Source organism: Rhodovulum sp. MB263 (assembly GCF_002073975.1).
In the GTDB taxonomy this organism is placed as follows: Bacteria; Pseudomonadota; Alphaproteobacteria; order Rhodobacterales; family Rhodobacteraceae; genus Rhodovulum.
In genome coordinates, this window is sequence record NZ_CP020384.1 from 3630001 (window position 1) to 3654694 (window position 24694).

Genomic DNA, 24694 nt, shown 5'->3' on the forward strand with positions numbered 1-24694 from the left:
GGGATCGTCCTTACCGGTGCCGAATTCGTAGAAATTGTTGTAGCTGGTTATCTCGTCCCAGCTGTTCGGGCTCATATCCCCGGACCCGGCACTCGCCGCGCCGGCTACAGTCCCGAGCCCCGCAGCCGCGAGGCCGCCCAGGATCCGGCGACGATCGAGCCAGACCGTCTCGGCCGTCACCTCGGACCAGCTCAGCCGATTTCGCCAGCGCCCTGCCATGATCGTTCCCTTTCCGCGGTTCCCCGCGCGAAAACCTAGACCGCAGCCGCCGCGCGGCAAAACAACGTCATCTCACGAGTTCGTTGATCAGGTCAGAGCGGGGATAGACCTCGTTCATCGGCCGTGTGCTGCCATCGGGCAGCACCAGCCGGACGTGGCGGCGACGCATCTGCCGGGGCTCGGACACGCCGACCGAATGAGCGATGGTCTCAACCTCGGAAATCACCGACCCGGCATAACGCGCGACGCGGTGGTATTTCTCCTCGACCACCAGCCCCTTCTGCAGATGCGGCTGGTGGGTGGTGATGCCGGTCGGACAGGTGTTTCGGTTGCATTTCAGAGCCTGGATGCAACCCAGCGCGAACATGAAGCCGCGGGCCGAGGCGACGAAATCGGCCCCCGCCGCGATCGCCCAGGCGACATCTGCGGGATTGACCAGCTTGCCGCTGGCGATCAGCCGCACCCGATCATGCAGCCCCGCCGCGTCGCGCAGGTCCGACACCATCAGCAGCGCCTCTCGGATCGGCAGCCCGACAAGGTCGATAAGCGGCATCGGCGCGGCGCCGGTGCCGCCTTCGCCGCCGTCGATGGTGATGAAATCGGGCGCCGAGGTGGCGCCCCGGGCACGCACCACATCGAACAGCTCTTCGAACGGTTCGGGCCCCCCGACCACCGCCTTGAAGCCCACGGGCTTGCCGGTGACCTTGCGGACATGGCCGATCATGTCCAGCATTTCCTCCCAATTGCCGACCTCGGCATGGCGGTTCGGCGAATAGCTGTCCTCGCCCAACGGGATGCCTCGAATACGCGCAATCTCTTCGTTGATCTTGGCTGCGGGCAGGATGCCGCCCTTGCCGGGCTTGGCGCCCTGGCTCAGCTTGATCTCGAACATCTTCACCTGCGGGATCGCCGCCAGCGCCGCCAGCTTCTCATCCGACAGATGGCCATGGGCGTCGCGCACGCCGTATTTGGCGGTGCCGATCTGATAGACGATGTCGCAACCGCCCTCGAGATGATAGGGTGAGAGGCCGCCTTCGCCGGTATTGAGCCAGATCCCCGCCTGGGCCGCGCCCTTCGACAGCGCCTGCACCGCAGGTTTCGAAATCGCGCCGTAGCTCATGCCCGAGATATGAAAAAAGGACGAGGTGACATAGGGAATTCGGGCGAAGGGGCCGATCTTCATCGGCGCGGTACTGGCGAACTGACCTTCGAGCGGCGGAAAGGCCGCGTTGACGAAAATCGGCGTACCGGGAATGCTCAGATTTCGGGTCGACCCGAAAGCCACGGTATTGCTCTTGCCTGCCCCGGCCCGTGCGACCCAATCGCGCTGTGCCCGGTTGAAAGGCATTTCTTCGCGGTCCATCGCGAAGAAATATTGCCTGAAGAACTCGCCCAGCTTTGTGAAGATATTGCGAAACCGACCGATCACCGGGTAGTTGCGGCGGATCGCGTCGCCGGTCTGGGTCCGGTCGATGATGAAAAGCGCAAGGCTGACCATAAGAAGGGTACCGATGACCAGCGCAAAAGCACCCGCCAGCACTTGCAATGCGTAATAGGCCCAGCCCATCCTGCCCTCGTATGCCTGCGCGGGCGGACGATGCCGGCCCCGCCGTTTCGGATAACCTGCGCGGACAATAGAACGGATACAACCCCGCGCGGCACCAGCCTCGGAGGAAAAGATGAAAGCAATACTTACCGCGACGATACTTGCCGCATTTCTTGCGGCGAAGGCTGTCGCGGCGGCCCCGGTCACCTACACCACCAGCCAGAGTTTCGAGGACGTCGCCTTCGAACTTGAAGCAGCGATCACCGATCGCGGCCTGGTGATCGACAGCGTCAGCCATCCGGGCGAGATGCTGGAACGGACCCGGGCCGATCTGGGTTCGGACAAGACGATCTTTCTCAAGGCCGATATCTACAGCTTCTGTCCGGCCGCGCTCTCGCGCAAGGTGATGGAGATCGACCCGCTCAACATCCGGTTCTGCCCCTACGGCATCTTCGTGCTGCAATATCCACAATCGCCCGAGAAGACGACGATCGGCTACAACACCTATCCCGAGGGGCCGATGAAGGAGGTCGAGGCGCTGCTCGACTCCATCGTGCGCGAGGTCGTCGGGCTGGACTGAAAGGCAGCAAAAGACGCCCGGATCGTCAGACCCGGGCGCCCCATCTCGCCGCGTTACGGTCCCGCGCTTCCGATCATCAGTGCAGGACTGCATCCTCCGGCTTCGGCCGGTTCGACCCAACCACGCGGTCGCCGATGATCAGGCCCTCGGTCCCCACCGTCACCCCGACCTTGCCGCCGTCGCGGATCTCGCCGGCCAGCAGCGCCTCGGCCAGCGGGTCCTGCAGACTGCGCTGGATCACCCGTTTCAGCGGCCGCGCGCCATAGACCGGGTCATAGCCCGCATCGGCCAGCCATTTCCGCGCCGCCTCGTCGAGATCGAGCACGATACCGCGGGGATCCAGCCGTTTCTGCAACCGCCGGAGCTGGATCGTCACGATGCCGTCCATGTCCTCGCGGGTCAGGCGGTGGAAGATCACCGTCTCGTCCAGCCGGTTCAGGAATTCCGGCCGGAAATGGGCGCGCACCGCTTCCATCACCTCGCGCCGCGCCGCCTCGGCATCGGCCCCGTCGGGCAGCTGGCTCAGCGCCTGCGACCCGAGATTCGAGGTCAGCACGATCAGCGTCTGCTTGAAGTCGACCGTGCGGCCCTGCCCGTCGGTCAGCACCCCGTCATCAAGCACCTGCAACAGCACGTTGAAGACGTCCGGATGCGCCTTCTCGACCTCGTCGAACAGGATCACCTGATAGGGCCGGCGCCGCACCGCCTCGGTCAGAACGCCGCCCTCGTCATAGCCGACATATCCGGGCGGAGCCCCGATCAGCCGGGCGACGGCGTGTTTCTCCATGAATTCCGACATGTCGATCCGGACCATCGCCTGATCGTCGTCGAAAAGGTATTCCGCCACCGCCTTGGTCAGCTCGGTCTTGCCGACGCCGGTCGGCCCGAGGAACAGGAAGGACCCCAGCGGCCGGTTCTCGTCGTTCAGCCCGGCGCGCGCGCGCCGCACCGCATTGGCGACGGCCTTCACCGCCTCTTTCTGGCCGATCACGCGGCGGCCGAGTTCCTCTTCCATGCGCAGAAGCTTGTCGCGCTCGCCTTCCAGCATCTTCGAGGTCGGGATGCCGGTCCAGCGTTCGACGACCTGGGCGATCTGCTCGGGCCGCACCGCCTCGGCAACCATCACGTCATCCTCGCGGCTCTCGGCCTCGGACAACGCCTTTTCAAGCTGCGGGATGATGCCGTAGGACAGTTCCCCGGCACGGGCCAGATTGCCCTCGCGCTTGGCCTGGTCAAGCTCGGCCCGGGCCCGGTCGAGCTGTTCCTTGAGCTGACGGGACCGATCCAGCTTGTCGCGTTCGGCCTGCCATTTCGCGGTCATCTCGGCCGATTGCTGCTGCATCTCGGCCAGTTCGGCCTCGAGCTTCTCAAGCCGGTCCTTCGAAGCCTCGTCGTCTTCCTTCCGGAGCGCCTCGGCCTCGATCTGCTTTTGCAGGATGTCGCGGTCGAGCGCGTCCAGTTCCTCGGGCTTGCTGTCGACCTCCATCCGCAGGCGGCTGGCGGCCTCGTCGACAAGGTCGATGGCCTTGTCGGGCAGGAAGCGGTCGGTGATGTAGCGATGGCTGAGCGTCGCGGCCGCCACCAGCGCCGCATCCGAGATCCGGACGCCGTGGTGCAGCTCGTATTTCTCCTTGATGCCGCGCAGGATCGAGATCGTGTCCTCGACCGTGGGCTCGTCGACGAAGACCGGCTGGAACCGCCGCGCCAGCGCCGCGTCCTTCTCGACATGCTTGCGATATTCATCGAGCGTGGTCGCGCCGATGCAGTGCAGCTCGCCCCGCGCCAGCGCGGGCTTGATCAGGTTCGCCGCATCCATCGCGCCTTCGGATTTGCCGGCGCCGACCAGCGTGTGCATCTCGTCGATGAACAAGATCACCTCGCCCGCCGCGGCCGAGATCTCGTTCAGGATCGCCTTCAGCCGTTCCTCGAACTCGCCGCGATATTTCGCGCCCGCGATCAGCGCCCCCATGTCGAGCGCCATCAACCGCTTGTTCTTCAGGCTCTCGGGCACGTCGCCATTGACGATCCGAAGCGCAAGCCCCTCGGCGATCGCGGTCTTGCCGACGCCGGGCTCCCCGATCAGGACCGGGTTGTTCTTGGTCCGGCGGCTCAGCACCTGCATGGCGCGGCGGATCTCCTCGTCGCGGCCGATGATCGGGTCGATCCTGCCCTCCTCGGCCATCTCGGTCAGATCCCGCGCATATTTCTTCAGCGCCTCATAGCCGTCCTCGGCACTTGCCGTATCGGCAGTGCGACCCTTGCGGATGTCGTTGATCGCGGTGTTGAGGTTCTGCGCCGTGACCGCCCCCGCATCGAGCGCGTCCTTGGCCTTCGACGGCACCATGCAAAGCGCCATCAGCATACGTTCGACCGGCACGAAGCTGTCGCCCGCCTTTTTCGCCAGCGTCTCGGCCTCGTCCAGCACCCGGCCGGTGGCCTGGTCCATATAGACCTGACCCGCATCGCCGGTGACCTTGGGCATCTTGCCAAGCGCGGCCTCGACCGCCTCCAGCACCCGTTCGGGCGCACCGCCCGCCCGGCGGATGAGGTTCGAGGCCATGCCCTCCTCATCGTCCATCAGCGCTTTCAGAAGGTGTTCGGGCGCCAGCCGCTGGTGGCTTTCCCGCATCGCGATGGTCTGGGCGGCCTGCAGAAAGCCACGCGACCGTTCCGTGAACTTCTCGAGGTTCATCGGGTTCTCCTTTCCTAGAAGCGCCCGCCTCCGGGATGCCTGCCCCGCAGCGCATCCTCCTTTGCGGGCCTTGTTTCGCAATCTGGGAAGGGTGCGGGGCGGATGCAAGACCACGCCCACGCTTTGTCGTGCTGGACGGGGCTGGCGCGGCCCCGTAGAAACCGGCCCGACCCGATCCCCGTCCGCCAAGGAGCGCCCCCATGACCGATGACCGCCTGATCGTCGCCCTCGACGTCCCCGATGCCCATGCCGGGCTGACGCTCGCCACCCGGATCGGCGATGCCATCTCCTTCTACAAGATCGGGCTGGGGATGCTGACGGGCGGCGGGCTGGCGCTCGCGCGCGAGCTGAAGGACGAGCACGGCAAGCGGATCTTCCTCGACATGAAGCTTTTCGACATCGGCGCCACGGTCGAGGCGGCTGTCCGGGGCCTCGCCCGCTTCGATCTGGATTTCCTGACCGTCCATGGCGACCCCCATGTGGTGCGCGCCGCGCGCGAGGGTGCGGCCGGGTCGCAGACGAAGATCCTTGCCGTGACGTTCCTGACCTCGCTCGACCGCGCCGATCTGGATGCCGGCCTGATCCGCGCGGGCGATCTGCCCGATCTCGTGGCCGAACGCGCCGGGCGCGCCTTCGCGGCCGGGGCCGACGGGGTGATTGCCAGCCCGCAGGAAGCCGCGATGATCCGCGCCCTGCCCGAAGCTGCGGGCCGCCTCATCGTGACCCCGGGCGTGCGGCCCGCGGGCGCGGCGCTTGGCGATCAGAAGCGGGTCGCGACTCCGGCCCGGGCGGTTGCAGACGGGGCCGATCACATCGTGGTCGGACGTCCGGTCTGGCAGGCCGAGGACCCGCGCGCGGCAGCGCTGGCCATTCAGGCCGAGCTGGCCGCGCCCGAGGCCGAGCGCGCCTGACGGCGCGGGCTCAGGCGCCGGGCTGCACCGCCAGGTAATCGGCCAGCCGCTCCTTGATCTGGCCGATCCCCTTCGGATGGGCCAGATAATCGGCCACCGGCATCACCGCCCAGCCCTGCCCCTCATCGCCGAAGCGGATCCGGGCGATCTCGGCCGCACCGATCCGGGCCACGAAGAACCAGACCGGACGACCATTGCTGTTGAGATAGGTCCGGCGCCAGATCAGCCGCCCCGGATCGAGCTCAAGGCCCAGCTCTTCGCGGGTTTCGCGCAGCACGCAGGCGGACGGGCTTTCCCGCCCCTCGCGCGCGCCGCCCGCGAAATCCCAATGCCCGGGCCAGGCGATACGGGGCACATCGTCCCTGAGGATCGAGACCAGCCCGCGCCCGGTCAGCAGCGCAAGCTTTGCGCCGCCGAAGGGCTCATCCCTCATTGATGTCGTCATCCCAGATCTTGACCTGGCCCTTGCGCACGCCCAGCACCCGGCGCAGCACCAGCCAGGACAGGCCCGCGACCAGTCCCCAGATCACGACAAGCCAGGGCCAGGCCAAAGCCAGCCCCAGCCAGAGCGCGACCCCGACGGCTGCCGCGCCGACCGCGACGCCGAAGAAGATCTGGACCGGGGCCAGCATCTCGAGGATCCCCAGAACAGCCGCCCCCGCGAGCCAGACCCACCAGGTCTCGAGCATCAGCCGCGGCCCTTGAGCATCTTGAACGCGTCCGCGAAGGCATCCATCGCATGGGCGGGCAGGATGATCGTCTGCTTGCCCGTGCCGGTGCCGACCTTGGTCAGCGCCTCGACCTGTTTCAGCGCCACCTGATACTGCGCCGCCTCAAGCCCGTTCTCGGCAATGGCCTTGGCCACGACTTCGGTCGCATAGGCCTCGGCATCGGCCGAAACCCGGCGCGCCTCGGCAGCCTGGCGGGCGGCGTAAAGCTCGGCATCGGCCTGCAGCTCGACCGCGCGCTTCTTGCCCTCGGCCTCGGTCACCTGGGCGCGACGGGCGCGTTCGGCATTGAGCTGCTGCAGCATCGCCTCGCGGGTGGCGGCATCGAGATTGACATCGAGGATCTCGGCACGGGTGACCTCGATGCCCCAGTTGACCACCGCATCCTCGACGCTTTCCTTGATCGTGGCGATCAGGTCCGAGCGGTTCGACTGCACCTGGTCAAGCTCCATCTTGCCGATCTCGGCCCGGACGATGCCCGCAACGGTGGTGGCGATGGCCGCATCGATGTCGCGGATCCGGTACACGGTCTTTTCCGGCTCGAGGATGCGGTAGAAGACGCTGGTCTCGACCTGCACCAGCACGTTATCCGCGGTGATCGCATCCTGGCTGGCATTGGGAAGCTGCCGCTCCAGGATCGAGATCTGGTGGGCGACCCGGTCGAGATAGGGCACGATGAAGTTGATACCCGGCCCAAGCACCGAACGCAGCCGCCCGAACCGCTCCACCACATGCTTCTCGGATTGCGGCACGATCCGCACCCCGAGGAACACCGTCAGCAGGATAAGACCGCCCAGCAGCAAGACCACGAGATTGCTGCCGATGAAGGTCGCCAAAAGTTCGGACAGAGGCATTCGTAAATCCTTTCGTGAAAGCGCCTGGACTATGCCCTGCGCCGCGGCGGAACGGAAGTCCCGCCGCCGCATGGCGGCGCGTTTCTGCCATCAGCCGCGCGTCGCACGATGCGGATCGAAAGCCAGCAGTCTCAGGGCATTCGCGGTGACCAGAACGGTCGCCCCGGTATCGGCCAGAACCGCCATCCAGAGGCCGGTGAGGCCGGTGACCGAGGTCACGAGGAACAGGGCCTTGAGCCCCAGCGCGAGCGCCACGTTCTGATGGATGGTGCGCATCGCGGCCCGCGAGAGCCGGATCATCGCCGGGGCATCGGTCACGCGGTTGCGCAGAAGCGCCGCATCGGCGGTCTCGAGCGCGACATCGCTGCCCGCCCCCATGGCGATGCCGACAGCGGCCCGTTTCAGCGCGGGCGCATCGTTGATGCCGTCGCCGATCATCGCCACGCCGCCCCGGCCGGCCATCGCCGCGACCGCCTCGAGCTTGTCCTCAGGCAAGAGGCCGGCGCGCGGCTCGAGCCCGAGCGGTTCGGCGATGGCACGGGCGGCGCGGGGGTTGTCCCCGGTCAGCATCACCGAGCGGAGCCCCATTTCCGCAAGCGCGGCCACCGCCTCGGCCGCATCCGCGCGGGGCGCATCCGCCAGCCCGATCACGCCAAGCGCGCGCCCTTCCGCGGCCACCAGCACCGCAGAGCCGCCCTTTTCCTCGATCCCGGCCACGGCTGCCGCCACCTCCTGCCCCGCGCCGCCTTCGTCCGGGCCATCGCCCGAGACGGCGCCCGGGACGATACCGGGGGCATGATCCGGGGCCCCGACCCAGACAGACCGCCCCGCGACCTCGGCCTCGGCGCCGCGCCCCGGAAGGCTGCGGGCCCCGCGCGCCTGCGGTAGCTCCAGCCCGCGGGCCTCGGCCGCCGCGAAAATCGCCCGGGCCAGAGGATGCGACGACCCGGTTTCGACCGCAGCGGCCAGCACCAGCACCTCATTGGCCCCGCGCCCCTCCAGCGGCAGGATCGCGGTCACTTGGGGCCGGCCTTCGGTCAACGTGCCGGTCTTGTCGAAGGCGACAGTCTCGACCCGGGCCAGCGTCTCGATCACCGCGCCGCCCTTGATCAGAAGCCCGCGCCGGGCGCCGGAGGACAGCGCCGAGGCGATGGTCGCGGGCACCGAGATCACCAGCGCACAGGGACAGCCGATCAGCAACAGCGCCAGCGCCCGGTAGAAGAAGGTGCCCCAGTCCTGCCCGAAGGCCAGCGGGGGCACCACCGCGACCAGCGCCGCAAGTCCGACGATGGCCGGCATGTAATAGCGGCTGAAGCGGTCGATGAACCGCTCGGTCGGCGCGCGGGCCGCCTCGGCCTCCTCGACCAGCCGGACGATGCGGGCAATGGTGCTGTCCTCCCCGGCCCGCGTGACCTCGATCCGAAGCGCCGCCTCGGTCGCGATCGACCCCGCGCGGACGGTATCGCCGGGGCCGCGCGTCACCGGCAGGCTCTCGCCGGTGACGGGGCTTTCGTCGATCCCCGAGACGCCCTCGACAATCGTCCCGTCGGCCGGGATCCGGTCGCCCGGCCGCACCAGCATGCGCTGCCCCGGCAGCAGGTCGGCAGCCGCGACCTCGCGCAGCCGACCGTCCGCCTCCTCGATCCGGGCCCGGCGCGGAACGAGCGCCGAAAGCGCGCGGATGCCCGCCCGCGCGCGGTCGGCCGCCACCGCCTCGAGCAACTCGCCCACCGCGAACAGGAACACCACCATCGCCGCTTCCTGGGCGGCCCCGATCACCAGCGCGCCGGTCGCGGCCAGCGTCATCAGCATCTCGATGGTGAAGGGCATGCCCGCCCGCGCAAGCGACCAGGCCCGGCGCGCCACCGGCGCCAGTCCGATCAGGCAGGCCAACACGAAGGGCAGCCCGGCCAGCGCGGCGGGCAAGACCAGCCCCGCCGCCCAGCTCGCTGCCAGAAGCGCGCCCGTGGCCAGCACGAATCCGCCCCGCCCGGTCCGATACCAGGGCTTGGCTGCCTGCTCGGGCGCGGCGGCAGGCTCCGCCAGCCCGGCCTCGGCCCCGGAACCACCGCAGCCGCAATGACAGCCGCACTCACCGCCATTCCCCTGCCCGGCCCCTTGCCCAGAGCCTTGCCCGGGCTGCGGCCCGGCCGGGCCGATCCCGAAGCCCACCGCCCGCACTGCGGCCTCGACCTCGGCGGGCGAGCTTGTTCCCGCCTCCAGCCGCAGCCGCAGCTTCTCGCGCATCAGCGACACCTCGACCTCGTCGACCCCGGGCAACCGCTCGACCGCGCCGCGGACCTTGCCCGCGCAGGACCCGCAATCCATGCCGGTCACGGTCCATTCGAAGGTTCGCAGAGATGTCAGGGCAGTCATGGCGGCCTCGTGAAACAATTGAAACACCTGCGACGGGCCTGTTGCCCGTTGCCGATTCGCACCCTAATGTCTCTAGCGGCTATAGCTTCAAGAGGCATTTTCATGCTCACCATCGGCAAGCTCGGCAAGGCCGCGGGCGTGAAGGTGCCCACGATCCGGTATTACGAGCAGATCGGCCTGCTGGCCGCCCCCGAGCGCAGCAGCGGCAATCAGAGGCTCTATCCGACAGCCACCCTTCAGCGACTGGCCTTCATCCGCCATGCCCGCGAACTGGGCTTTCCGCTGGATGCGATCCGCGAATTGCTCGACCTTGCCGATCATCCCGAGCGACCCTGCGCGGCGGCCGATGCCGTGGCACGGCGGCAACTGACCGCGGTCGAGGCGCGGCTGGCCCGGCTGACCGCGCTCAAGACCGAACTGGAACGGATGATCGAGCAATGCGCCGGGGGCAGCGCGGCCGAATGCCGGGTGCTGGAATCGATCGGCGATCACGCGCTCTGCAGTACCGACCATACCCGCATCTCCTGACCGCCACCGTCGCGAGCGCCCGGCGACACCGGTGCCGCCATGGACCTGCCGTGGCCCGGCACGAAGGCGGCTGACGGCCGGTCGGCCGGACTTTCATCCGCCTCACGGATCTTGCAAGACCTCAGGGCCGATCCGGGCCAACTATAGCCTTTTCGAATTTTCGACCGAAGAAATACGATAGAAACGCATATTCCGGCTGACCCCGGCCCGGCGCTACTCTGATCCCGGCTTTTGCATGGGGAAAGATATGGGCGCGCTCGACGGTATTCGGATTCTCAGTTTCAACCATTTCCTCTCGGGCCCTGCGGCGGCGCAGCATCTGGCCGACATGGGCGCCGACGTGATCGCCATCGAGCCTATCGGCGGCGCCTTCCAGCGCAACTGGGCCGTCGCCAACCGCTTCGTCGACGAGACCAGCGTCAACCACATGACCACCGGCCGCAACAAGCGCTCGCTCGCGCTGGACCTCAAGGCGCCGGCGGCCCTTGAGGCGGTCAGGCGGCTGATCGCGACCGCCGATGTGGTGATGGAGAATTTCCGCCCCGGCACGATGGACAAGCTCGAGCTTGGCGAGGCCGAGCTGCGCCGGATCAATCCCCGTATCATCTATGCCGCGACCACCGGCTATGGCGCCGACGGTCCCTATGCCAGGCGCCCCGGTCAGGACGTGCTCTTGCAGGCGATGACGGGGCTTGCCGCCCATACCGGCAGCCTCGAGGGCGGGCCGGTCGCCATCGGCACGGTGCCGATCGACCACCATGCCGCCGCGCTGACCGCAGGCGGCATCGTCGCGGCCCTGTTCGAGCGCGAGCGCACCGGCGTCGCCCGCAAGGTCGAGGTCAACATGCTGCAGGCGGCACTCGACCTGCAGGGCGAATCGATCACCGCCTGGATGAACGGCGCCAACCGCAAGGGTCCGCGCGGCGAGGCGGGGCTGGCCAACTGGTTCAGCCCGGCGCCCTACGGGATCTACGCGGTCAGCGACGGCCATGTCATGATCTCGATGTGCAAGCCCGCCGATCTGGCCGAACCGCTGAACCTGCCCGAACTGGCCGCCTTCACCGAGGAAGACGGCTTTTCGAGACGCGGCGAGATCGCGACGCTGGTGCAGCAGGGCATGGCGGGGCTGAGCATGGCCGAGGCGCTGCCCCTGCTGGAGGCCGCGGAGGTCTGGCACACGCCCGTCGAGGATTACGATGCCCTTCCCGACAACCCGCAGGTCCGGCATCTGGGCGCCTTCGTCGAGGCCGAGACCCGGGGCGGCTCGCCCATGGTGATGCTGGCCCATCCGGTCCGTTATGACGGCGAGACGCCGCCCGTCCGGATGACGCCGCCCGCTCTGGGCGAGCACAGCCGCGAGGTGCTGGCCGAGGCGGGCCTTGGTTCCGATGAAATCGAAGCGCTCCTTGCCGCCGGTGCCGCGGCCCAGACCGACCGGATGCGGGGGTAAGAGACATGGATTTCACGATTTCCGACGAGATGAAGATGGTGACCGAGGCGGTGGGCCGCTTCGTGCGCGAGAAGGTCCAGCCGCTGGAGCAGGAGACCGAGGCCAATGCGCAGATCCCGCCCGAAAAGCTGGCGGCCGTGAAGGCCGAGGCACAGGCGCTGGGCTTTTACGCGCTGAACATGTCCGAGGAGGTCGGCGGCGGCGGACTCGGGGTTCTCGACATGTGCCTGGTCGAGGAGCAGCTGGGCCAGACCTCGGACGCGCTGATCCGGCGGATCTTCGGGCAGGTCTATCCGATGCTCGAAAAGTTCAAGGGCGATCTGCGCGACAAGTACCTCTATCCCACCGTCAGGGGCGACAAGATCTGCGCCATGGCGATCACCGAACCGGGCGCGGGCTCGGACGCGGCCGCGATCAAGACCAGGGCGGTGCTCGACGGCGATCATTGGGTGCTGAACGGCAGCAAGCATTTCATCTCGGACGGGGACATCGCCGATTACATCATCGTCATGGCGGTGACCGATCCCGAGAAGCGCGCGCGGGGCGGCATCACGCTGCTGATCGTCGACAAGGACATGCCCGGCTTCAGGGTCACGCGGAACCAGCCGATGATGGGCCATCGCGGCTATGGCCATGCCGAGATGACCTTCGACGACGTGCGCATCCCGAAGGACCATATCCTCGGCGAGGTCGGCGAGGGCTTCAGGGTGATGATGGCCAATGTCGGCGGCATTCGCCTTGGCCATATCGGCGCGCGGGCGGTCGGCATGGCCTCGCGCGTGCTCGAGTTGATGCGCGGGCATGCCGCCACGCGGAAGCAGTTCGGCCAGCCCATCGGCGAGTTCCAGATGGTCCAGCAGATGATCGCCGACAGCGCGATGGAGATCTTCGCGACCCGGATGATGGTGCTGAACACCGCCTGGGAGATCGACCAAGGGATGGACCCGCGCGACAAGGTATCGATGGTCAAGGTGCAGGCCTCGGAAATGCTGGGCCGGGTCGCCGATCGCGGCATCCAGACCTTCGGCGGTTACGGCTTCACCAGGGAGCTGCCGCTGGAACGCATCTATCGCGATGCGCGGGTGACCCGGATCTATGACGGCACCTCGGAAATCCACCGCATGCTGATCGCCCGCTCGGTGATCAAGCGCGGCCTGACCCTCTGAGCCGATGGAGGCATCGATGACCATCGAACGGGGCCAGTCGGTCACCTTCCGCAAGACCATGACCGTGGCCGAACAGGGCTTCTTCACCGGCATTTCGGGCAATCTGGGTCCGGCCCATGTGGACCGCGTCAAGGCGCAGGCGCTGGGCCTGCCCGACATGGCCGTGTTCGAACTGGCGGCAGGCGCGCTGTTCTCGACCGCGCTGTCGCGGCTTGCCGGACCCGACTACCGGATCGGCACGATTTCCTTCTCGTTCCACCGCACCGTGACCGTCGGCGAAACGCTGGCCGCCACCGCCACCAGCGGCGGCCCCGAGGGCAAGTCTCTGGTCTGCCATCTGGCGGGCGAGATCGACGGCCACACCGTCGTGACCGGCGAGGCGGTGCTCGTCCTGCGGGAGGTCTGAGCCCAGATGTATGACATCCGTCAGATCGACGAGCTGAGCGTCGGCGACCGCATCAGCGTCACCAAGACCGTGACCGAGGCCGATGGCGCGATGTATATCGCCGCGACCGGCGATTTCGGCCCGGTGCATGTCGACGAGGATTATGCCTCGGGCACCCGCTTCGGCGAGCGCCTTGCGCCGGGCATTCTGGTCGCGGGCATCTGCACCTCGGTCCTGACCGCCGAACTGGTGGGCACGCTGGGCATCTCGGTCCGCGACAGCTTCTGGTTCACCGGCGCGGTCCGCTACGGCGACACCCTGACCTTCGAGATCTGGATCAGCGCCAAGGACGAGGAGACCCGCACCGTCGACTGGAAGGCCTCGGCCCGCAACGAGGACGGCACCGAGGTGCTGAAGGTCGACGCCTCCCTGAAATTCCCCCGCAAGAAGGTGACCACATGAGCCTGACCGGAAAAGACCTGCGCGGCATCACGGTCGCGACCGTTCTGCCCTTCGACGAGACGGGCGCCATCGACTGGGAGGGCTACGCGGCCGTCCTCGACCATTGCGCCCGGCCCGAGACGACCGATTGCGTCTTCGTCAACGGCCATGCCGGCGAGGCGACCGCCCTGACCGAGGCCGAACGCGACGAGGTGATCCGCCGGACCCGCGACCAGATCGGCAAGGACCGTCTGCTTCTGGCAGGCGTGGTGCCCACGGGCTACCCGGACGCCATCCGCCAGGCCGAGGCCGCGCGCGAGGCCGGCGCCGACGTCGCCGTGATCTTCCCGCCCGAGGCTCTGGGCGGCGGCAATGCCGCGACCAGGGCCCCCGTCGCCTTCATGGAAAAGCTCGCCCGCGAGCTCGCGATGCCGATCTCGGTCTTCCAGTTCCCGATCGCCTCGGGCTTCGGCTATTCGACCGGGGCACTGGCCGAGATCGCGCAGATCCCCGGGATCGTCGCGATCAAGGAAGGCTCGGCCACGATGCTGGCCTATGACGAGAACCGCCGCGCAGTGAAGGCCGTGGCCCCCGATGTCGCGATCCTGCCCTCGAACTTCCACTGGTTCTTCGCCCAGCTGGCGCTGGGCGGCGACGGCATCCTGTCGGGGCTTGCCTCGCTGACGCCGGGCCTGCTGGCCGAACTTTGGCAGGCGTCCGAGGCCCGGGACCTGGCAAGGATGCGCGCGGTCAACGACCGGCTTTACCCGGTGGTGCGCGCGATCTACGGGCCCGCGCCGGTCGTCGACATGCATACCCGCATGAAGGACGGGCTGAAGATGATGGGCATCATCAAATGCGCCACCCCGCGCCTGCCGCTATTGCCGCCCTCCGGGGCCGTCGTCGAAGGCGTCCGCCGCGCGTTGACCGAGGCGGAGTTGCTGTGATGGCCGCGCATCCCCATGGCGGGCTCTATGCCGCCACCATCTGCCCCATGCGCGAAGACGGCGCGCTGGATCTCGACAGCCTCGAGCGGCATTTCGAGGCCGTGCTGGCCACCGGGGGGCTCGACGGCATTTTGCTGAACGGCCATGCGGGCGAAGGTGTTTTCCTCAGCCGCGACGAGGCCGCGACCGTGGTGCGCCATGCCAAAGCCATCGCGCCCGGCCGCAAGGTGCTTGCTGCGGTCAGCGCCGAGGCGACCGCCGAAGCCGCCGCCGATGCCCGCGCCGCGCGCACGGCCGGGGCCGACGCGATCATGGTCTTCGCGCCGTTCTCCTGGGCGCTCGGCGCCGATCCGCGTGCGATCGTCGCCCATCACAAGGGCATCGCCGAGGCCGCCGAAGGACCGATTTACCTGTTTCAGGGCTCGGTCGGCTCGGGCGGGCTGCATTACGGGCCCGACACCCTCGCCGCCCTTCTGGACATCGAAGCGGTGGTCGGCATCAAGGAAGGTTCGTGGGAGACCCGCGCCTATGAGGACACGCTGCGCCTGACCCGGACGCTCCGGCCCGATGTGGCGGTGATGGCCTCGGGCGACGAGCATCTCTTTGCCTGCTACCAGTTCGGCAGCGACGGCTCCGCCGTCAGCCTCGCCGCTGTGGTGCCCGGGCTGATCGTTGCGCTCGATGCCGCCGTCCGCGCCGAGGATACCGACGCCGCGCTGGCGATCCACCGCAAGCTCTATCCGCTGGCCAAGGCGATCTATGCCCGACCCGGCCATCTGGCCGCCGCCCGGCTCAAGACCTGCCTCGCCCGGCTCGGCCGCATCGACAGCCCGGCCTGCCGCGCCCCGACGCCCAGGATCGACCCGGCCGAAGCCGACCGTCTGGCCGCGGCGCTTGCCCCCTGCCTGGAGCCCCGAGATGACTGAGCCCCGCCAGACCCACATGGTCTTCGTAGATATCGACCCCGAAGAAGAGGCCGCCTTCGACGACTGGTACGACAACACCCACCTGCCCCAGATCCTCGCCTGCCCCGGCTGGCTGGATGCCCGGCGCGAGAAGTGCCTGGAAGGCGGGCCGCGCCATGTCGCGATTTACACGATCACCGGCCCCGAAGCCTATGAAACGCCAGAGTTCGACGCTATCAAGGGCTTCGGGCCGTTCACCGACAGGATCCGCAACTTCCGGCGGGTGCGTCTGACCAATAACTGAACGCGTGCCCGCAAGAGGGAACGCCCGACAGATGCTGAACCTGCGACAGCTCGAGATCCTGCGTGCGGTGGTGCAGTATCGCACCACCGTGGGCGCCGCCGAGCGGCTGGGCATGTCCCAGCCCTCGGTCTCGAACACCATCCGCCATATCGAGACGGTTCTGGGCTTTCCGCTGTTCGAGCGGGTCTCGAACCGGCTGGTGCCCACCGAAGAGGCGCTGATCCTGCTGGAAGAGGCGGACCCGCTGTTCCTGCTGCGCGACGCGGTGAACCAGCGCGCCGCCGATCTGAGGCGCGGGCAGATCGGCCGGATCCGGATCGCCTCGACCGCGGAACTGTCCGAGGCGGTTCTGCCCGGCGTGATCGCCGGTTACGCGCGGGCCTATCCCAAGGTGCAGATCTCGCTCGAGACCCGGCCGCTCGACAGCGTGCTGCAGGTGGTCGAGAACGGACTGGCCGATGTCGCCTTCGTCATTGCCGCCTATGAGCGGCAGGCGCTCGATTACGAAACACTGGTCGAGCTGCGCGCGGTCTGCCTGTGCCCCGCCGACGATCCACTGGCCCGACTTGACGCGGTGACACCGCGCGATCTGATCGGGCGGCAGATGGTGGGGCCGCAGGTCTCGAACCGGATCGGGCTGATGATCGCCGACAGCTTCCGCGCCAGCGGCCATGTCTACAGTCCCGTCATCGAGACCCGCTTCATGAACGCCGCCGCGCGGGTGGTGCGCGAAGGCTGCGGCGTGACCCTGATCGACGAATTGTCCGCCCATACCGTGCTGCGCCCCGGGCTGGTGGTGCGGGCCTACGAACCTGCGCTCAGCTTCGAACTGACGGCCGCGACCTCGCGCGCCAAGACCACCTCGCGCCAGACCCGCCGCCTGATCACCGCCTTCGCCGAGAAGGTGCGCGCCCAGATCGCCGAGGTGCGCACCGAGGCCCGGCGCGACCCGTCATGATCCCGCCCGCGCACGCAAGTCGGCCAGCAGCGCGGCCCCGCCCTCGACGATGAGATTGGTCTCGTTGGTCGCCACGAGGATGCGCGCGCCCAGCGCCAGCGCATGGCTTCCGACCAGCGCAGGCGGCAGCCCCATCGCCCCGAAGGCCAGCCCGCAGGCCCGTGCCGCCGCCGCGATCCGGCCGAAGGCGGCATGGAGCTCGGGATGCCCGACCTGACCGCGCAGCCCCATCCCGTCGGCCAGATCGTTGGTGCCGACGATCAGCGCATCGAGCCCGGGCACGGCGGCAATCTCCTCGACCGCGGCCAGCGCCCCGGCGCTTTCGATCATCGCCATCACCTGCCCGCCCCCGGCCGCCTCGACCAGCGCATCGGCGGGCAGCGGCACATAATCGGCCACCGGCAGCGGCCCCGGCAAGGCCCGTTGCCCGACCGGCGCGAAACGGCAGGTCCGGACCACCGCGCGGGCCTGATCGGCGCTGTCGACATGGGGCACGATCACCCCCGCCGCGCCGCAATCGAGCACCCGCGCCAGATCGGGCGAACCCGGCCCCGTCACCCTGGCATAGACAGGAAACCCGGCCGCCTTGCCGACTGCGGCGGCCTGCCCCAGCTCGGACAGACCGATCGGCCCGTGCTCCATGTCCATGACCGCGAAACCGAATCCTGCACCTTTGGCGAGAAGCACGGCCTCGGCACGCCCCGTAAGGCAGAATGCCAGCCCGATGTCCGGAAGAACGGCGTTTTTCGACTGCACAGAAATTATCCCTTGCGGCAAACCGGCTGCTTCCGAACTGCACGGTTCATGTTTTGACCCTGCCGATCCTACCGTGAAACACGCTTGAGTATTCGCAAAAACGCAGGAACGAATACTACGCATCACTTTAATAATAGACCATTTCCTTTCGCCCCAGAGCTTTACGGATAACCTGATCGCAACAGGCAGATGCGCGGCGGGCTTTCGCCCCTCGCCAGCGACGAAAGGAGATGCGCCGGTGTCGGACCGACCGGGCGGACAGCCCCCCTTTTCGACCCTTCGCGGCCCCGTCCCGAAAGCCCTTTCGGCCGCGCTCTGGGCCTTGCGGCGCCTTGTCGACGGCGCGGCGCTGCTGCTTCTGGGATACATGGCGCTGGCGGTGATGGTGCAGATCGTCGGGCGTTACGTCTTCAACTATTCCATCGCCTGGAGCGAGGAGACGGCGACCTTCGCGCAGATCTGGCTGGCGCTGCTGGGCGCGGGCATCGCGATGCGCCACAACCAGCATGTGGGCGTCGATTTCCTGATCCTGAAGGCGCCGCTGCCGGTGCAGCGGGTGTTCAGCATCGCGGCTTTCGCGCTGGGCGCCTGGTTTCTCGGCGTCGTCGTGGTCGGCTCGGTCTCGATGGTGGGCATCGGCATGATCGTCAAATCGCCCGCGCTGCGCATCCCGATGGCCATTCCCTATTCGGCGCTGCCGGTGGGCTTTGCCTATTTCCTTCTCGAATTCGCGCTTTCGAGCCTGCCGCGCATCCTGCGGCCCGGCCATGACGCGACCGGGGAGACCGGCATATGATCTGGGCCATCGGCGGTTTTCTCCTGCTTCTGATCTCGGGCATTCCGATCGTGCTGGCCCTCGGCATCGCGGCGCTGGCGGCGATCGAGCTATCGACCTCGGCACCGATCTCGATCGTGGCCCAGCGCGTCTATGGCGGCATCCAGTCCTTCACCCTGATGGCCATTCCGTTCTTCGTGGCCGCGGGCCTGCTGATGGAGGCCGGCGGCATCGCCCGGCGCTTCGTCAATCTCGCGGGCGCCATGGTCGGCTGGATCACCGGCAGCCTCTACATGGTCTCGGTCGTCACCGGCACCGGGCTCGCGGCGATCTCGGGCTCGGGCTCGGCCGATACCGCCGCGATCAGCGCGGTCATGGTGCCCGAGATGAAGAAGCGCCGCTACGACATCGACCTGGCCGCGGCGATCATCGCCGCCTCGGGCTCGCTGGCCTCGATCATCCCGCCCTCGATCGTGATGATCGTCATCGCCGTCACCGCGAACCAGTCGATCGGCGCGATGTTTCTCGGCGGCATCGTCCCGGGCCTGATCGTCATGCTCGGGCTGATGCTGGGCGCCTGGCTGTTCGCGCGCCGCGGCGGCGACGCCTATCGCGACGGCGCGCCCTTCACCTTCGCCCGGCTCGCCCATGCCTTCCGCGACGCGGCCCCCGGCATGATCGTACCCGTGGTCATCATCGGCGGCATCGTCGGCGGCGTCTTCACCGCGACCGAGGCCGCCTGCGTCGCGCTCTTCACCACGCTGATCGTGACCATGTTCATCTACAAGGAGCTGAAACCGCGCGATCTGCCCCGGATCCTGCTGAAGGCGATCAGCCTGTCGGCGACGGTGCTGATCATCATTGCGACGGCCTCTGTCTTCACCTGGATCATCGCGACCCAGGGCCTGCCCGCGATGCTGAGCGGCTGGCTGACCGGCATCACCGAAAACCCCATCATCTTCCTGCTGATCGTCAATCTTCTGCTGCTGGTGGTCGGCATGTTCATGGAAAGCATCTCGGCGGTGCTGATCCTCCTGCCGATCCTTCTGCCCATCGCCCGCAGCTACGGCATCGACCCGGTGCAGTTCGGCATCATCACCGCGCTGAACCTGTCGATCGGGCTGATCACGCCGCCCTACGGCATCTGCCTTTACGTCGCCGCCTCGGTGGCCGGACGGCGGATCGAGCAGGTCTCGCGCCGGATCTGGCTGCCCTTCCTGTGCATGTTCCTCGCGCTGATGCTGGTGACCTTCGTGCCGGCCGTCTCGCTGTGGCTGCCCGCGCTGATGATAAACTGACCCGACTTCGCCCCTAAAAAACAAGGAAAATCCCCTGATGTCCAACAGAGCCCTCCCCGCCATCGCCCTTCTGGCCATGCTGACCGGCCTGCCGGCGATGGCCGCCGATTTCACCTTCAAGGTGGCCCATACCAACGCCGCCGACGAGGTGCAGGACAAGGGCCTGCAGAAGATGCGCGAGCTGCTGGAAGAGAAGACCGACGGCGCCGCGACGCTCGACATCTATCCGGGCGGCCAGCTCGGCGACGAGGCGCAGCTCATCGAGGGCGTGATGCTGGGCTCGCTCGACATGTCGATGACCTCGAATTCGCTTCTGTCGAACTATATCGAGGATTTCCGCGTCTTCGACATGCCCTTCCTCTTCCCCTCGATCTCGGCGCTGGGCGAGAAGGTCGATGCCAATTGGAGCCTGATGGAAGACAGCGCGAACGGGTCGGGCTTTCAGCTGCTGGGCGTGTTCTCCTCGGGCATCCGCCACCTGATGACCTCGAAGCCGGTCACGGGCATCGACGATGTCCAGGGCCTCAAGATCCGCACCATGCAGAACCCGGTTCATGTCGAGGCCTGGCGCGCCTATGGCGCCAACCCGACACCGATGGCCTATTCCGAGCTTTACGGCGCGCTGCAATCGGGTGTGGTGGACGGGGCCGAGGCCGCCTCGAGCGGCTATGACGGCATGAAATTCTACGAGGTCGCGCCCGATTTCGCCCTTGTCGGCTGGCTGAACATGACCGCCCCGGTGGTGATGCAGAAGGCGGCCTTCGACGCGCTGCCCGAGAGCATCCGGACCGCGCTGATGGAGGCGGGACAGGAAGCCGCCCAATGGCAACGGAGCTATGTCGAGGATCAGGAACAGCCGCTGATCGACAGCTTCAGGGCCGAGGGCGTGACCATCACCACCCCCGATACCGAGCCCTTCCGCGAGGCCTCGCTGCCGCTTTACGAGAGCGAGCTGAAGACCCCCGGCCAGAAAGCCCTGTTCAAGGCGCTGACCGCGAAATAGGGCCCGCCCTGCCTGCCTTGCCGCGGCCCCTTGCGGGACGCGGCATCCTCTTTTCCAACAGAAGAAGCAATCCTGCCATGCTCGACCTCGCCATCCGAAACGCCCAGATCGTCACCGCCGCCGACCGCTATGTCGCCGATATCGGCATCCGCGACGGCCGCATCGTCGAAATCGCCGAGCGCGTGGGCGAGGCCCGCGAAGAGATCGACGCCACCGGCCTCTGGGCCATGCCCGGCGGCATCGACGCCCATGTCCATCTGGCCCAACCCCAGGGCGGCGGCGTGGTCATGGCCGACGATTTCGAGACCGGCACCCGCTCAGCCGCGGCGGGCGGCAACACCACCGTCCTGCCCTTCGCGCTGCAGCAGAAGGGCCAGACGCTGCGCGAGGCGGTGCAGGCCTATCACGAACAGGCAGAGGGCAAGTGCCATGTCGACGTGTCCTTCCACCTGATCATCACCGACCCGACGCCGCAGGTTCTGGGCCAGGAGCTGCCCGCGCTGATCAAGGACGGCTATACCTCGTTCAAGGTCTTCATGACCTATGACGACCTGATCCTGAACGATGCCGAGCTGCTCGAGGTCTTCGATACCGCGCAGCGCGAGAAGGCGCTGGTGATGGTCCATGCCGAGGGCCATGACGCGATCAAGTTCATGACCCGCAAGCTGGAAGAGGCGGGCAGGACCGCGCCCTATTACCACGCGATCTCGCATTCCGCCGTGGCCGAGCGCGAGGCCACCCACCGCGCCATCAGCCATGCCGAGCTGACCGATGTGCCGATCGTCATCGTCCATGTCTCGGGCCGCGAGCCGATGGAACAGATCCAGTGGGCCAAGCGGCGCGGCCGCAAGATCTTCGCCGAGACCTGCCCGCAATATATCGCCCTGACCCGGGACGACCTGAAGGGTCTGAACATGGACTTCTCGGGCGCCAAATATGTCTGCTCGCCGCCGCCGCGCGATACCGACAGCCAGGAGGCGATCTGGGAAGGGCTGCGGGACGGCACCTTCGACATCTTCTCGTCCGACCATTGCCCGTTCCGCTATGAAGACCCGGCCGGCAAGGATGTGAAGGGAGCGCGGACCTCGTTCAAATGGGTGCCGAACGGCATTCCGGGCATCGCCGCGCGGCTGCCCGTGCTGTTTTCCGAGGGCGTGTCGAAGGGCCGGATCACGGCCGAACGCTTCGTGGCGCTGACCGCGACGAACCCGGCGAAGCTTTACGGGCTCTATCCGAAGAAGGGCAGCATCGCTATCGGCTCGGATGCCGATATCGCGCTCTGGGACCCCGAGATGGAGACCACCATCACCCAGGCCAAGATGCATCACGGCTGCGACTACACCCCATATGAGGGGATGGCGGTGAAGGGCTGGCCGGTCCGGACGATCCTGCGCGGCAAGACGGTCGCGGCCGATGGCAAGGTGACCGGCAGCCCGGCCGAGGGCCAGTACCTGCCCCGCAAAATCAGCGGCGAGGCCTTCCCCGGCTGAGCCGGGCAGGAAACGGCCGGGCGGCAGCCGCCTGCCCCCGGCCCCTTCCCTCCGCCCCGCAGGCGTTCAGAGCCGGCTGCCCTCGGGATCGACCCGGGCGGCGAGGTCTTCCATCATCGCCGCATTCTGCATCCGCAGGATCGCCTCGGCCGCGGGCAGGTCCTGACGCCTGAGCGCCTCGACCATCAGCGTCATCTCCTCGGCCAGCACCGCCTGCCGCCCCGGCCCGTAGCCGAAGCTGCGGCGGAAGGCGAAGATCAGCTCCCAGCCACGCAGGAACATCCGCAGCGCCTCGCGATTGCCGCCGAACTCGACCAGGCGCCCGTTGAAGCGGCGGTTGATCTCCAGCGCCTCGACCTCTGCGCCCGCCGCCAGATGCGCGGCATAGGTCTCGGCCAGGGCCTCGAGTTCCTTCAGCCGCTCCAGCGTCAGATTCCGCATGCCCCGTCTCAGCGCAAAGATCCGAAGCTCGGTGTTCAGCTCGAAGAGATCCGAGATATAGGCGCGGTCGAGCCGGCGCACGGTGGCACCGCGATTGGGCTCGATCTCGACCAGCCCCTCGCCCTCGAGCTTTCTGAGCGCCTCGCGCAGCGGCATGGTCGAAAAGCCCAGCGAGGCCGCCAGTTCGGCCACCTTCAGCCGTTCGCCCGGCGCGAACCGGCCCGCAAGGATCGCCTCGCGGATCTGACGGGTGGCCTGATCGACCGAATTGGCGGCGGGTTCCAGTTTTCTGTCCTTCAGCGGTCCGGGTCCGGGCGCGACCATGGCCTAGCCCCGCTTGCGGATCAACGAGACATGTTCGGCGGTGATCGCGGGGCTGCCATCGGCCAGGATCAGATCGACGGCCTCGGTCACGACACCCGCGGGCCGCGACCGGCTTTCGCGCCGGTCGGTGAAGGCCATCTCGACATGCACCTCGTCGCCCGCCACCATCGGCCGGACAAAGCGCACCGCGTTCCACCCGAGCGAGGCAATCGAGCTGTCCTCGTAAAGCTTCAGCCCGGTCTTCAGCCCCTCCATCAGCGCCAGCCCGTAAAGCCCATGCGCGATGATGCCGGAAAACCCGGCCTGTTTCGCATAGGCCTCGTCGGTATGCAGCGGGTGATGGTCCCGCGTCAGCCGACAGAAACCGGCGATGTCGGCCTCGGTGATGACATGGGAGGCGGTGGTGAACCGCGCCCCGATCTCGATATCCTCGTAATACAGGCTCATGCGCAGGCCTTCTGCACCTGGCGGGCGATGATCATGCGCTGGATCTGGTTGGTGCCCTCGTAGATCTGGCTGAGCCGCACGTCGCGGAACAGCCGCTCGATCCGGTATTCGCGGGAATAGCCGTTGCCGCCATGGATCTGCAGCGCGTTCGAGATATGGACCTGGGCCATGTCGGTGGTGAACAGCTTGGCCTGCGCCGCCTCCAGCGCGATGGGACGGCCCGCATCGTAAAGCTTCGCGGCGTGATGGATCAGCAGGCGCGCGGCGGCGATATCCTTCGACATGTCGGCGATCATGAACTGGATCGCCTGGAAATCGAAGATCGGCTTGCCGAACTGCCGCCGGTCATTGGCATAGGCGACGGCATCCTCCATCGCGGCCTGGGCCATGCCCAGCGCCATCGAGGACATCATCAGCCGCGAGAAGTTGAAATTCTCCATCGCCATCTTGAAGGCGCCATGCTCGGGCCCGATCCGGTTCGCCACCGGTACCCGCACCTCGTCGAAGCTGAGCATGCAATCGGCAAGCCCGTGCATCCCCAGAAGCTCCTCGGACTTGCCACGATGGACGCCGGGACGGTCGGTCTCGACCAGGATGCAGGAAATGCCGCGATGTCCGGCCTCGGGGTCGGTCTTGGCAAAGACCATGACGACATCGGCAATCTGGCCGAAGGTGACCCAGGCCTTGCTGCCCTTGATCACGTAATCGTCGCCATCGCGCCGGGCGGTGGTCTTCATCGCCGCGACATCCGATCCGCAATCGGGTTCGGTGACGGCGGTGGCGGGAATGACCCGGCCCTCGACGATGCCGGGGATCCATTTGCGGGTCTCGTCGCTGCCATGGTGGTTCAGGAACAGCGCCGCCTCGACCGGAATCGCGAAGGCATTGCCGACCGCGCCCGAGCCGCGCGCGATTTCCTCCATCACGATGCAGGCGGCCATGGCGTCGAGCCCGACGCCCCCGGCCTCTTCGGGCAGGGCGACGCCGAACAGCCCCTGCTCGGCAAGGGTCTCGTAGATGGCGCGGGGGAAGACGTCGTCGCGGTCGATGGCGGCAGCGGCGGGCGCGATCACCTGATCGCTGAGCTTGCGCGCGGTATCGCGCACCATGCGCTGCTCTTCGGTGAAGAACTGATCCAAGAGCGATCTCCTTTGAGGTCTATATGTATAA

At 67.5% G+C, this 24694-nt stretch carries 26 protein-coding genes (1 of these 26 cut by a window edge); 15 read left to right on the forward strand and 11 right to left on the reverse strand.

The genetic code is table 11. The features are described from left to right. Both msrP and B5V46_RS16940 read right to left on the reverse strand, forming a co-directional pair. A protein-coding gene (gene msrP, locus B5V46_RS16935; protein WP_080617681.1) for a protein-methionine-sulfoxide reductase catalytic subunit MsrP crosses the window boundary here: on the reverse strand, nt 1-219 show its beginning. Its footprint begins 687 nt before the window's first position; only the first 219 of its 906 coding nucleotides appear in the window; it begins with the start codon at nt 217-219; the stop codon falls past the left edge of the window. Between the two features lie 67 nt (nt 220-286). Beyond that, the gene (locus B5V46_RS16940) at nt 287-1786 is read right to left on the reverse strand and encodes an FMN-binding glutamate synthase family protein (protein WP_080617682.1); all 1500 of its coding nucleotides are present in this window, start codon (nt 1784-1786) and stop codon (nt 287-289) included. A gap of 112 nt (nt 1787-1898) precedes the next feature. Here B5V46_RS16940 and B5V46_RS16945 point away from each other — a divergent pair, with 112 nt between their 5' ends. Then, a complete protein-coding gene (locus B5V46_RS16945; protein ID WP_080617683.1) occupies nt 1899-2345 on the forward strand; it encodes a DUF302 domain-containing protein in 447 nt (148 codons plus the stop codon). 76 nt (nt 2346-2421) lie between these two features. Here B5V46_RS16945 and clpB read toward each other — a convergent pair whose 3' ends face one another. After that, a complete protein-coding gene (gene clpB / locus B5V46_RS16950) occupies nt 2422-5037 on the reverse strand; it encodes an ATP-dependent chaperone ClpB (RefSeq protein ID WP_080617684.1) in 2616 nt (871 codons plus the stop codon). Between the two features lie 200 nt (nt 5038-5237). On the opposite strand from clpB, the gene pyrF reads away from it, so the two are divergent. Beyond that, nucleotides 5238-5948 carry an orotidine-5'-phosphate decarboxylase gene (pyrF, locus tag B5V46_RS16955; RefSeq protein WP_080617685.1) on the forward strand — a complete coding sequence of 237 codons (711 nt, stop codon included), beginning with the start codon at nt 5238-5240 and terminating at the stop codon, nt 5946-5948. 10 nt (nt 5949-5958) lie between these two features. Here pyrF and B5V46_RS16960 read toward each other — a convergent pair whose 3' ends face one another. The 4 genes from B5V46_RS16960 to B5V46_RS16975 form a co-directional block, all read right to left on the reverse strand. Continuing rightward, nucleotides 5959-6381, reverse strand: coding sequence for an NUDIX hydrolase (locus B5V46_RS16960; RefSeq protein WP_080617686.1), 423 nt, complete (start codon nt 6379-6381; stop codon nt 5959-5961). Continuing rightward, complete coding sequence (locus tag B5V46_RS16965; RefSeq protein WP_080617687.1) at nt 6371-6637, reverse strand: NfeD family protein; 267 nt, start codon at nt 6635-6637, stop codon at nt 6371-6373. Before B5V46_RS16965 ends, B5V46_RS16960 begins: the two co-directional genes overlap by 11 nt. Next, the gene (locus B5V46_RS16970) at nt 6637-7530 is read right to left on the reverse strand and encodes an SPFH domain-containing protein (protein WP_080617688.1); all 894 of its coding nucleotides are present in this window, start codon (nt 7528-7530) and stop codon (nt 6637-6639) included. The genes B5V46_RS16965 and B5V46_RS16970 overlap by 1 nt, the downstream gene beginning before the upstream one ends. 90 nt (nt 7531-7620) lie before the next feature. Next, complete coding sequence (locus B5V46_RS16975) at nt 7621-9906, reverse strand: heavy metal translocating P-type ATPase (protein WP_080617689.1); 2286 nt, start codon at nt 9904-9906, stop codon at nt 7621-7623. Between the two features lie 102 nt (nt 9907-10008). Here B5V46_RS16975 and B5V46_RS16980 point away from each other — a divergent pair, with 102 nt between their 5' ends. The 9 genes from B5V46_RS16980 (at nt 10009) to B5V46_RS17020 (ending at nt 16990) form a co-directional block, all read left to right on the forward strand. Further along, nucleotides 10009-10434 carry a helix-turn-helix domain-containing protein gene (locus B5V46_RS16980; protein WP_080617690.1) on the forward strand — a complete coding sequence of 142 codons (426 nt, stop codon included), beginning with the start codon at nt 10009-10011 and terminating at the stop codon, nt 10432-10434. A 235-nt stretch (nt 10435-10669) separates the two neighbouring features. After that, nucleotides 10670-11884: a CaiB/BaiF CoA-transferase family protein gene (locus B5V46_RS16985; protein ID WP_231119165.1), complete on the forward strand. Its 1215-nt coding sequence runs from the start codon at nt 10670-10672 to the stop codon at nt 11882-11884. Between the two features lie 5 nt (nt 11885-11889). Next, the gene (locus B5V46_RS16990; RefSeq protein ID WP_080617692.1) at nt 11890-13050 is read left to right on the forward strand and encodes an acyl-CoA dehydrogenase family protein; all 1161 of its coding nucleotides are present in this window, start codon (nt 11890-11892) and stop codon (nt 13048-13050) included. A 16-nt stretch (nt 13051-13066) separates the two neighbouring features. After that, a complete protein-coding gene (locus tag B5V46_RS16995) occupies nt 13067-13456 on the forward strand; it encodes a MaoC/PaaZ C-terminal domain-containing protein (RefSeq protein ID WP_196774282.1) in 390 nt (129 codons plus the stop codon). Nucleotides 13457-13462: 6 nt separating this feature from the next. Continuing rightward, nucleotides 13463-13897, forward strand: a complete 435-nt coding sequence (locus B5V46_RS17000; protein WP_080617694.1) for a MaoC/PaaZ C-terminal domain-containing protein — start codon at nt 13463-13465, stop codon at nt 13895-13897. Continuing rightward, complete coding sequence (locus B5V46_RS17005; protein WP_080617695.1) at nt 13894-14823, forward strand: dihydrodipicolinate synthase family protein; 930 nt, start codon at nt 13894-13896, stop codon at nt 14821-14823. Before B5V46_RS17000 ends, B5V46_RS17005 begins: the two co-directional genes overlap by 4 nt. Beyond that, complete coding sequence (locus B5V46_RS17010; RefSeq protein ID WP_080617696.1) at nt 14823-15749, forward strand: dihydrodipicolinate synthase family protein; 927 nt, start codon at nt 14823-14825, stop codon at nt 15747-15749. Before B5V46_RS17005 ends, B5V46_RS17010 begins: the two co-directional genes overlap by 1 nt. Beyond that, nucleotides 15742-16032 carry a DUF4286 family protein gene (locus B5V46_RS17015; RefSeq protein ID WP_080617697.1) on the forward strand — a complete coding sequence of 97 codons (291 nt, stop codon included), beginning with the start codon at nt 15742-15744 and terminating at the stop codon, nt 16030-16032. Before B5V46_RS17010 ends, B5V46_RS17015 begins: the two co-directional genes overlap by 8 nt. A gap of 31 nt (nt 16033-16063) precedes the next feature. Further along, entirely contained in the window at nt 16064-16990 is a 927-nt protein-coding gene (locus B5V46_RS17020) for a LysR family transcriptional regulator (protein WP_080617698.1), read from the forward strand. On the opposite strand, the gene B5V46_RS17025 is transcribed toward B5V46_RS17020, so the two are convergent. After that, nucleotides 16985-17677, reverse strand: a complete 693-nt coding sequence (locus B5V46_RS17025) for an HpcH/HpaI aldolase/citrate lyase family protein (protein WP_369822845.1) — start codon at nt 17675-17677, stop codon at nt 16985-16987. The genes B5V46_RS17020 and B5V46_RS17025 overlap by 6 nt on opposite strands. A gap of 307 nt (nt 17678-17984) precedes the next feature. On the opposite strand from B5V46_RS17025, the gene B5V46_RS17030 reads away from it, so the two are divergent. The 4 genes from B5V46_RS17030 to hydA all read left to right on the forward strand — a co-directional run bounded on the left by B5V46_RS17030 (nt 17985) and on the right by hydA (nt 22312). After that, nucleotides 17985-18542, forward strand: coding sequence for a TRAP transporter small permease (locus B5V46_RS17030; protein ID WP_231119167.1), 558 nt, complete (start codon nt 17985-17987; stop codon nt 18540-18542). Continuing rightward, nucleotides 18539-19819, forward strand: coding sequence for a TRAP transporter large permease (locus B5V46_RS17035; protein WP_080617700.1), 1281 nt, complete (start codon nt 18539-18541; stop codon nt 19817-19819). Before B5V46_RS17030 ends, B5V46_RS17035 begins: the two co-directional genes overlap by 4 nt. A 37-nt stretch (nt 19820-19856) precedes the next feature. After that, nucleotides 19857-20822 carry a TRAP transporter substrate-binding protein gene (locus B5V46_RS17040; RefSeq protein ID WP_080617701.1) on the forward strand — a complete coding sequence of 322 codons (966 nt, stop codon included), beginning with the start codon at nt 19857-19859 and terminating at the stop codon, nt 20820-20822. Between the two features lie 77 nt (nt 20823-20899). Then, nucleotides 20900-22312 carry a dihydropyrimidinase gene (gene hydA, locus B5V46_RS17045; protein WP_080617702.1) on the forward strand — a complete coding sequence of 471 codons (1413 nt, stop codon included), beginning with the start codon at nt 20900-20902 and terminating at the stop codon, nt 22310-22312. Nucleotides 22313-22378: 66 nt separating this feature from the next. On the opposite strand, the gene B5V46_RS17050 is transcribed toward hydA, so the two are convergent. The 3 genes from B5V46_RS17050 to B5V46_RS17060 are packed head-to-tail and all read right to left on the reverse strand — an operon-like array spanning nt 22379 to nt 24663. Then, a complete protein-coding gene (locus B5V46_RS17050) occupies nt 22379-23077 on the reverse strand; it encodes a GntR family transcriptional regulator (protein ID WP_080617703.1) in 699 nt (232 codons plus the stop codon). A gap of 3 nt (nt 23078-23080) precedes the next feature. Then, nucleotides 23081-23524, reverse strand: a complete 444-nt coding sequence (locus B5V46_RS17055) for a MaoC/PaaZ C-terminal domain-containing protein (RefSeq protein ID WP_080617704.1) — start codon at nt 23522-23524, stop codon at nt 23081-23083. Further along, nucleotides 23521-24663: an acyl-CoA dehydrogenase family protein gene (locus tag B5V46_RS17060; protein WP_080617705.1), complete on the reverse strand. Its 1143-nt coding sequence runs from the start codon at nt 24661-24663 to the stop codon at nt 23521-23523. The genes B5V46_RS17055 and B5V46_RS17060 overlap by 4 nt, the downstream gene beginning before the upstream one ends. Nucleotides 24664-24694: the final 31 nt, after the last annotated feature.

What these genes read in the sequence shown, in the direction of transcription:
- B5V46_RS16940 (WP_080617682.1), bottom strand. Translation starts at nt 1,786, where the DNA reads ATGGGCTGGGCCTATTACGCATTGCAAGTGCTGGCGGGTGCTTTTGCG.
- B5V46_RS16945 (WP_080617683.1), top strand. Translation starts at nt 1,899, where the DNA reads ATGAAAGCAATACTTACCGCGACGATACTTGCCGCATTTCTTGCGGCG.
- clpB (WP_080617684.1), bottom strand. Translation starts at nt 5,037, where the DNA reads ATGAACCTCGAGAAGTTCACGGAACGGTCGCGTGGCTTTCTGCAGGCC.
- pyrF (WP_080617685.1), top strand. Translation starts at nt 5,238, where the DNA reads ATGACCGATGACCGCCTGATCGTCGCCCTCGACGTCCCCGATGCCCAT.
- B5V46_RS16960 (WP_080617686.1), bottom strand. Translation starts at nt 6,381, where the DNA reads ATGAGGGATGAGCCCTTCGGCGGCGCAAAGCTTGCGCTGCTGACCGGG.
- B5V46_RS16965 (WP_080617687.1), bottom strand. Translation starts at nt 6,637, where the DNA reads ATGCTCGAGACCTGGTGGGTCTGGCTCGCGGGGGCGGCTGTTCTGGGG.
- B5V46_RS16970 (WP_080617688.1), bottom strand. Translation starts at nt 7,530, where the DNA reads ATGCCTCTGTCCGAACTTTTGGCGACCTTCATCGGCAGCAATCTCGTG.
- B5V46_RS16975 (WP_080617689.1), bottom strand. Translation starts at nt 9,906, where the DNA reads ATGACTGCCCTGACATCTCTGCGAACCTTCGAATGGACCGTGACCGGC.
- B5V46_RS16980 (WP_080617690.1), top strand. Translation starts at nt 10,009, where the DNA reads ATGCTCACCATCGGCAAGCTCGGCAAGGCCGCGGGCGTGAAGGTGCCC.
- B5V46_RS16985 (WP_231119165.1), top strand. Translation starts at nt 10,670, where the DNA reads ATGGGGAAAGATATGGGCGCGCTCGACGGTATTCGGATTCTCAGTTTC.
- B5V46_RS16990 (WP_080617692.1), top strand. Translation starts at nt 11,890, where the DNA reads ATGGATTTCACGATTTCCGACGAGATGAAGATGGTGACCGAGGCGGTG.
- B5V46_RS16995 (WP_196774282.1), top strand. Translation starts at nt 13,067, where the DNA reads ATGACCATCGAACGGGGCCAGTCGGTCACCTTCCGCAAGACCATGACC.
- B5V46_RS17000 (WP_080617694.1), top strand. Translation starts at nt 13,463, where the DNA reads ATGTATGACATCCGTCAGATCGACGAGCTGAGCGTCGGCGACCGCATC.
- B5V46_RS17005 (WP_080617695.1), top strand. Translation starts at nt 13,894, where the DNA reads ATGAGCCTGACCGGAAAAGACCTGCGCGGCATCACGGTCGCGACCGTT.
- B5V46_RS17010 (WP_080617696.1), top strand. Translation starts at nt 14,823, where the DNA reads ATGGCCGCGCATCCCCATGGCGGGCTCTATGCCGCCACCATCTGCCCC.
- B5V46_RS17015 (WP_080617697.1), top strand. Translation starts at nt 15,742, where the DNA reads ATGACTGAGCCCCGCCAGACCCACATGGTCTTCGTAGATATCGACCCC.
- B5V46_RS17020 (WP_080617698.1), top strand. Translation starts at nt 16,064, where the DNA reads ATGCTGAACCTGCGACAGCTCGAGATCCTGCGTGCGGTGGTGCAGTAT.
- B5V46_RS17035 (WP_080617700.1), top strand. Translation starts at nt 18,539, where the DNA reads ATGATCTGGGCCATCGGCGGTTTTCTCCTGCTTCTGATCTCGGGCATT.
- B5V46_RS17040 (WP_080617701.1), top strand. Translation starts at nt 19,857, where the DNA reads ATGTCCAACAGAGCCCTCCCCGCCATCGCCCTTCTGGCCATGCTGACC.
- hydA (WP_080617702.1), top strand. Translation starts at nt 20,900, where the DNA reads ATGCTCGACCTCGCCATCCGAAACGCCCAGATCGTCACCGCCGCCGAC.
- B5V46_RS17050 (WP_080617703.1), bottom strand. Translation starts at nt 23,077, where the DNA reads ATGGTCGCGCCCGGACCCGGACCGCTGAAGGACAGAAAACTGGAACCC.
- B5V46_RS17055 (WP_080617704.1), bottom strand. Translation starts at nt 23,524, where the DNA reads ATGAGCCTGTATTACGAGGATATCGAGATCGGGGCGCGGTTCACCACC.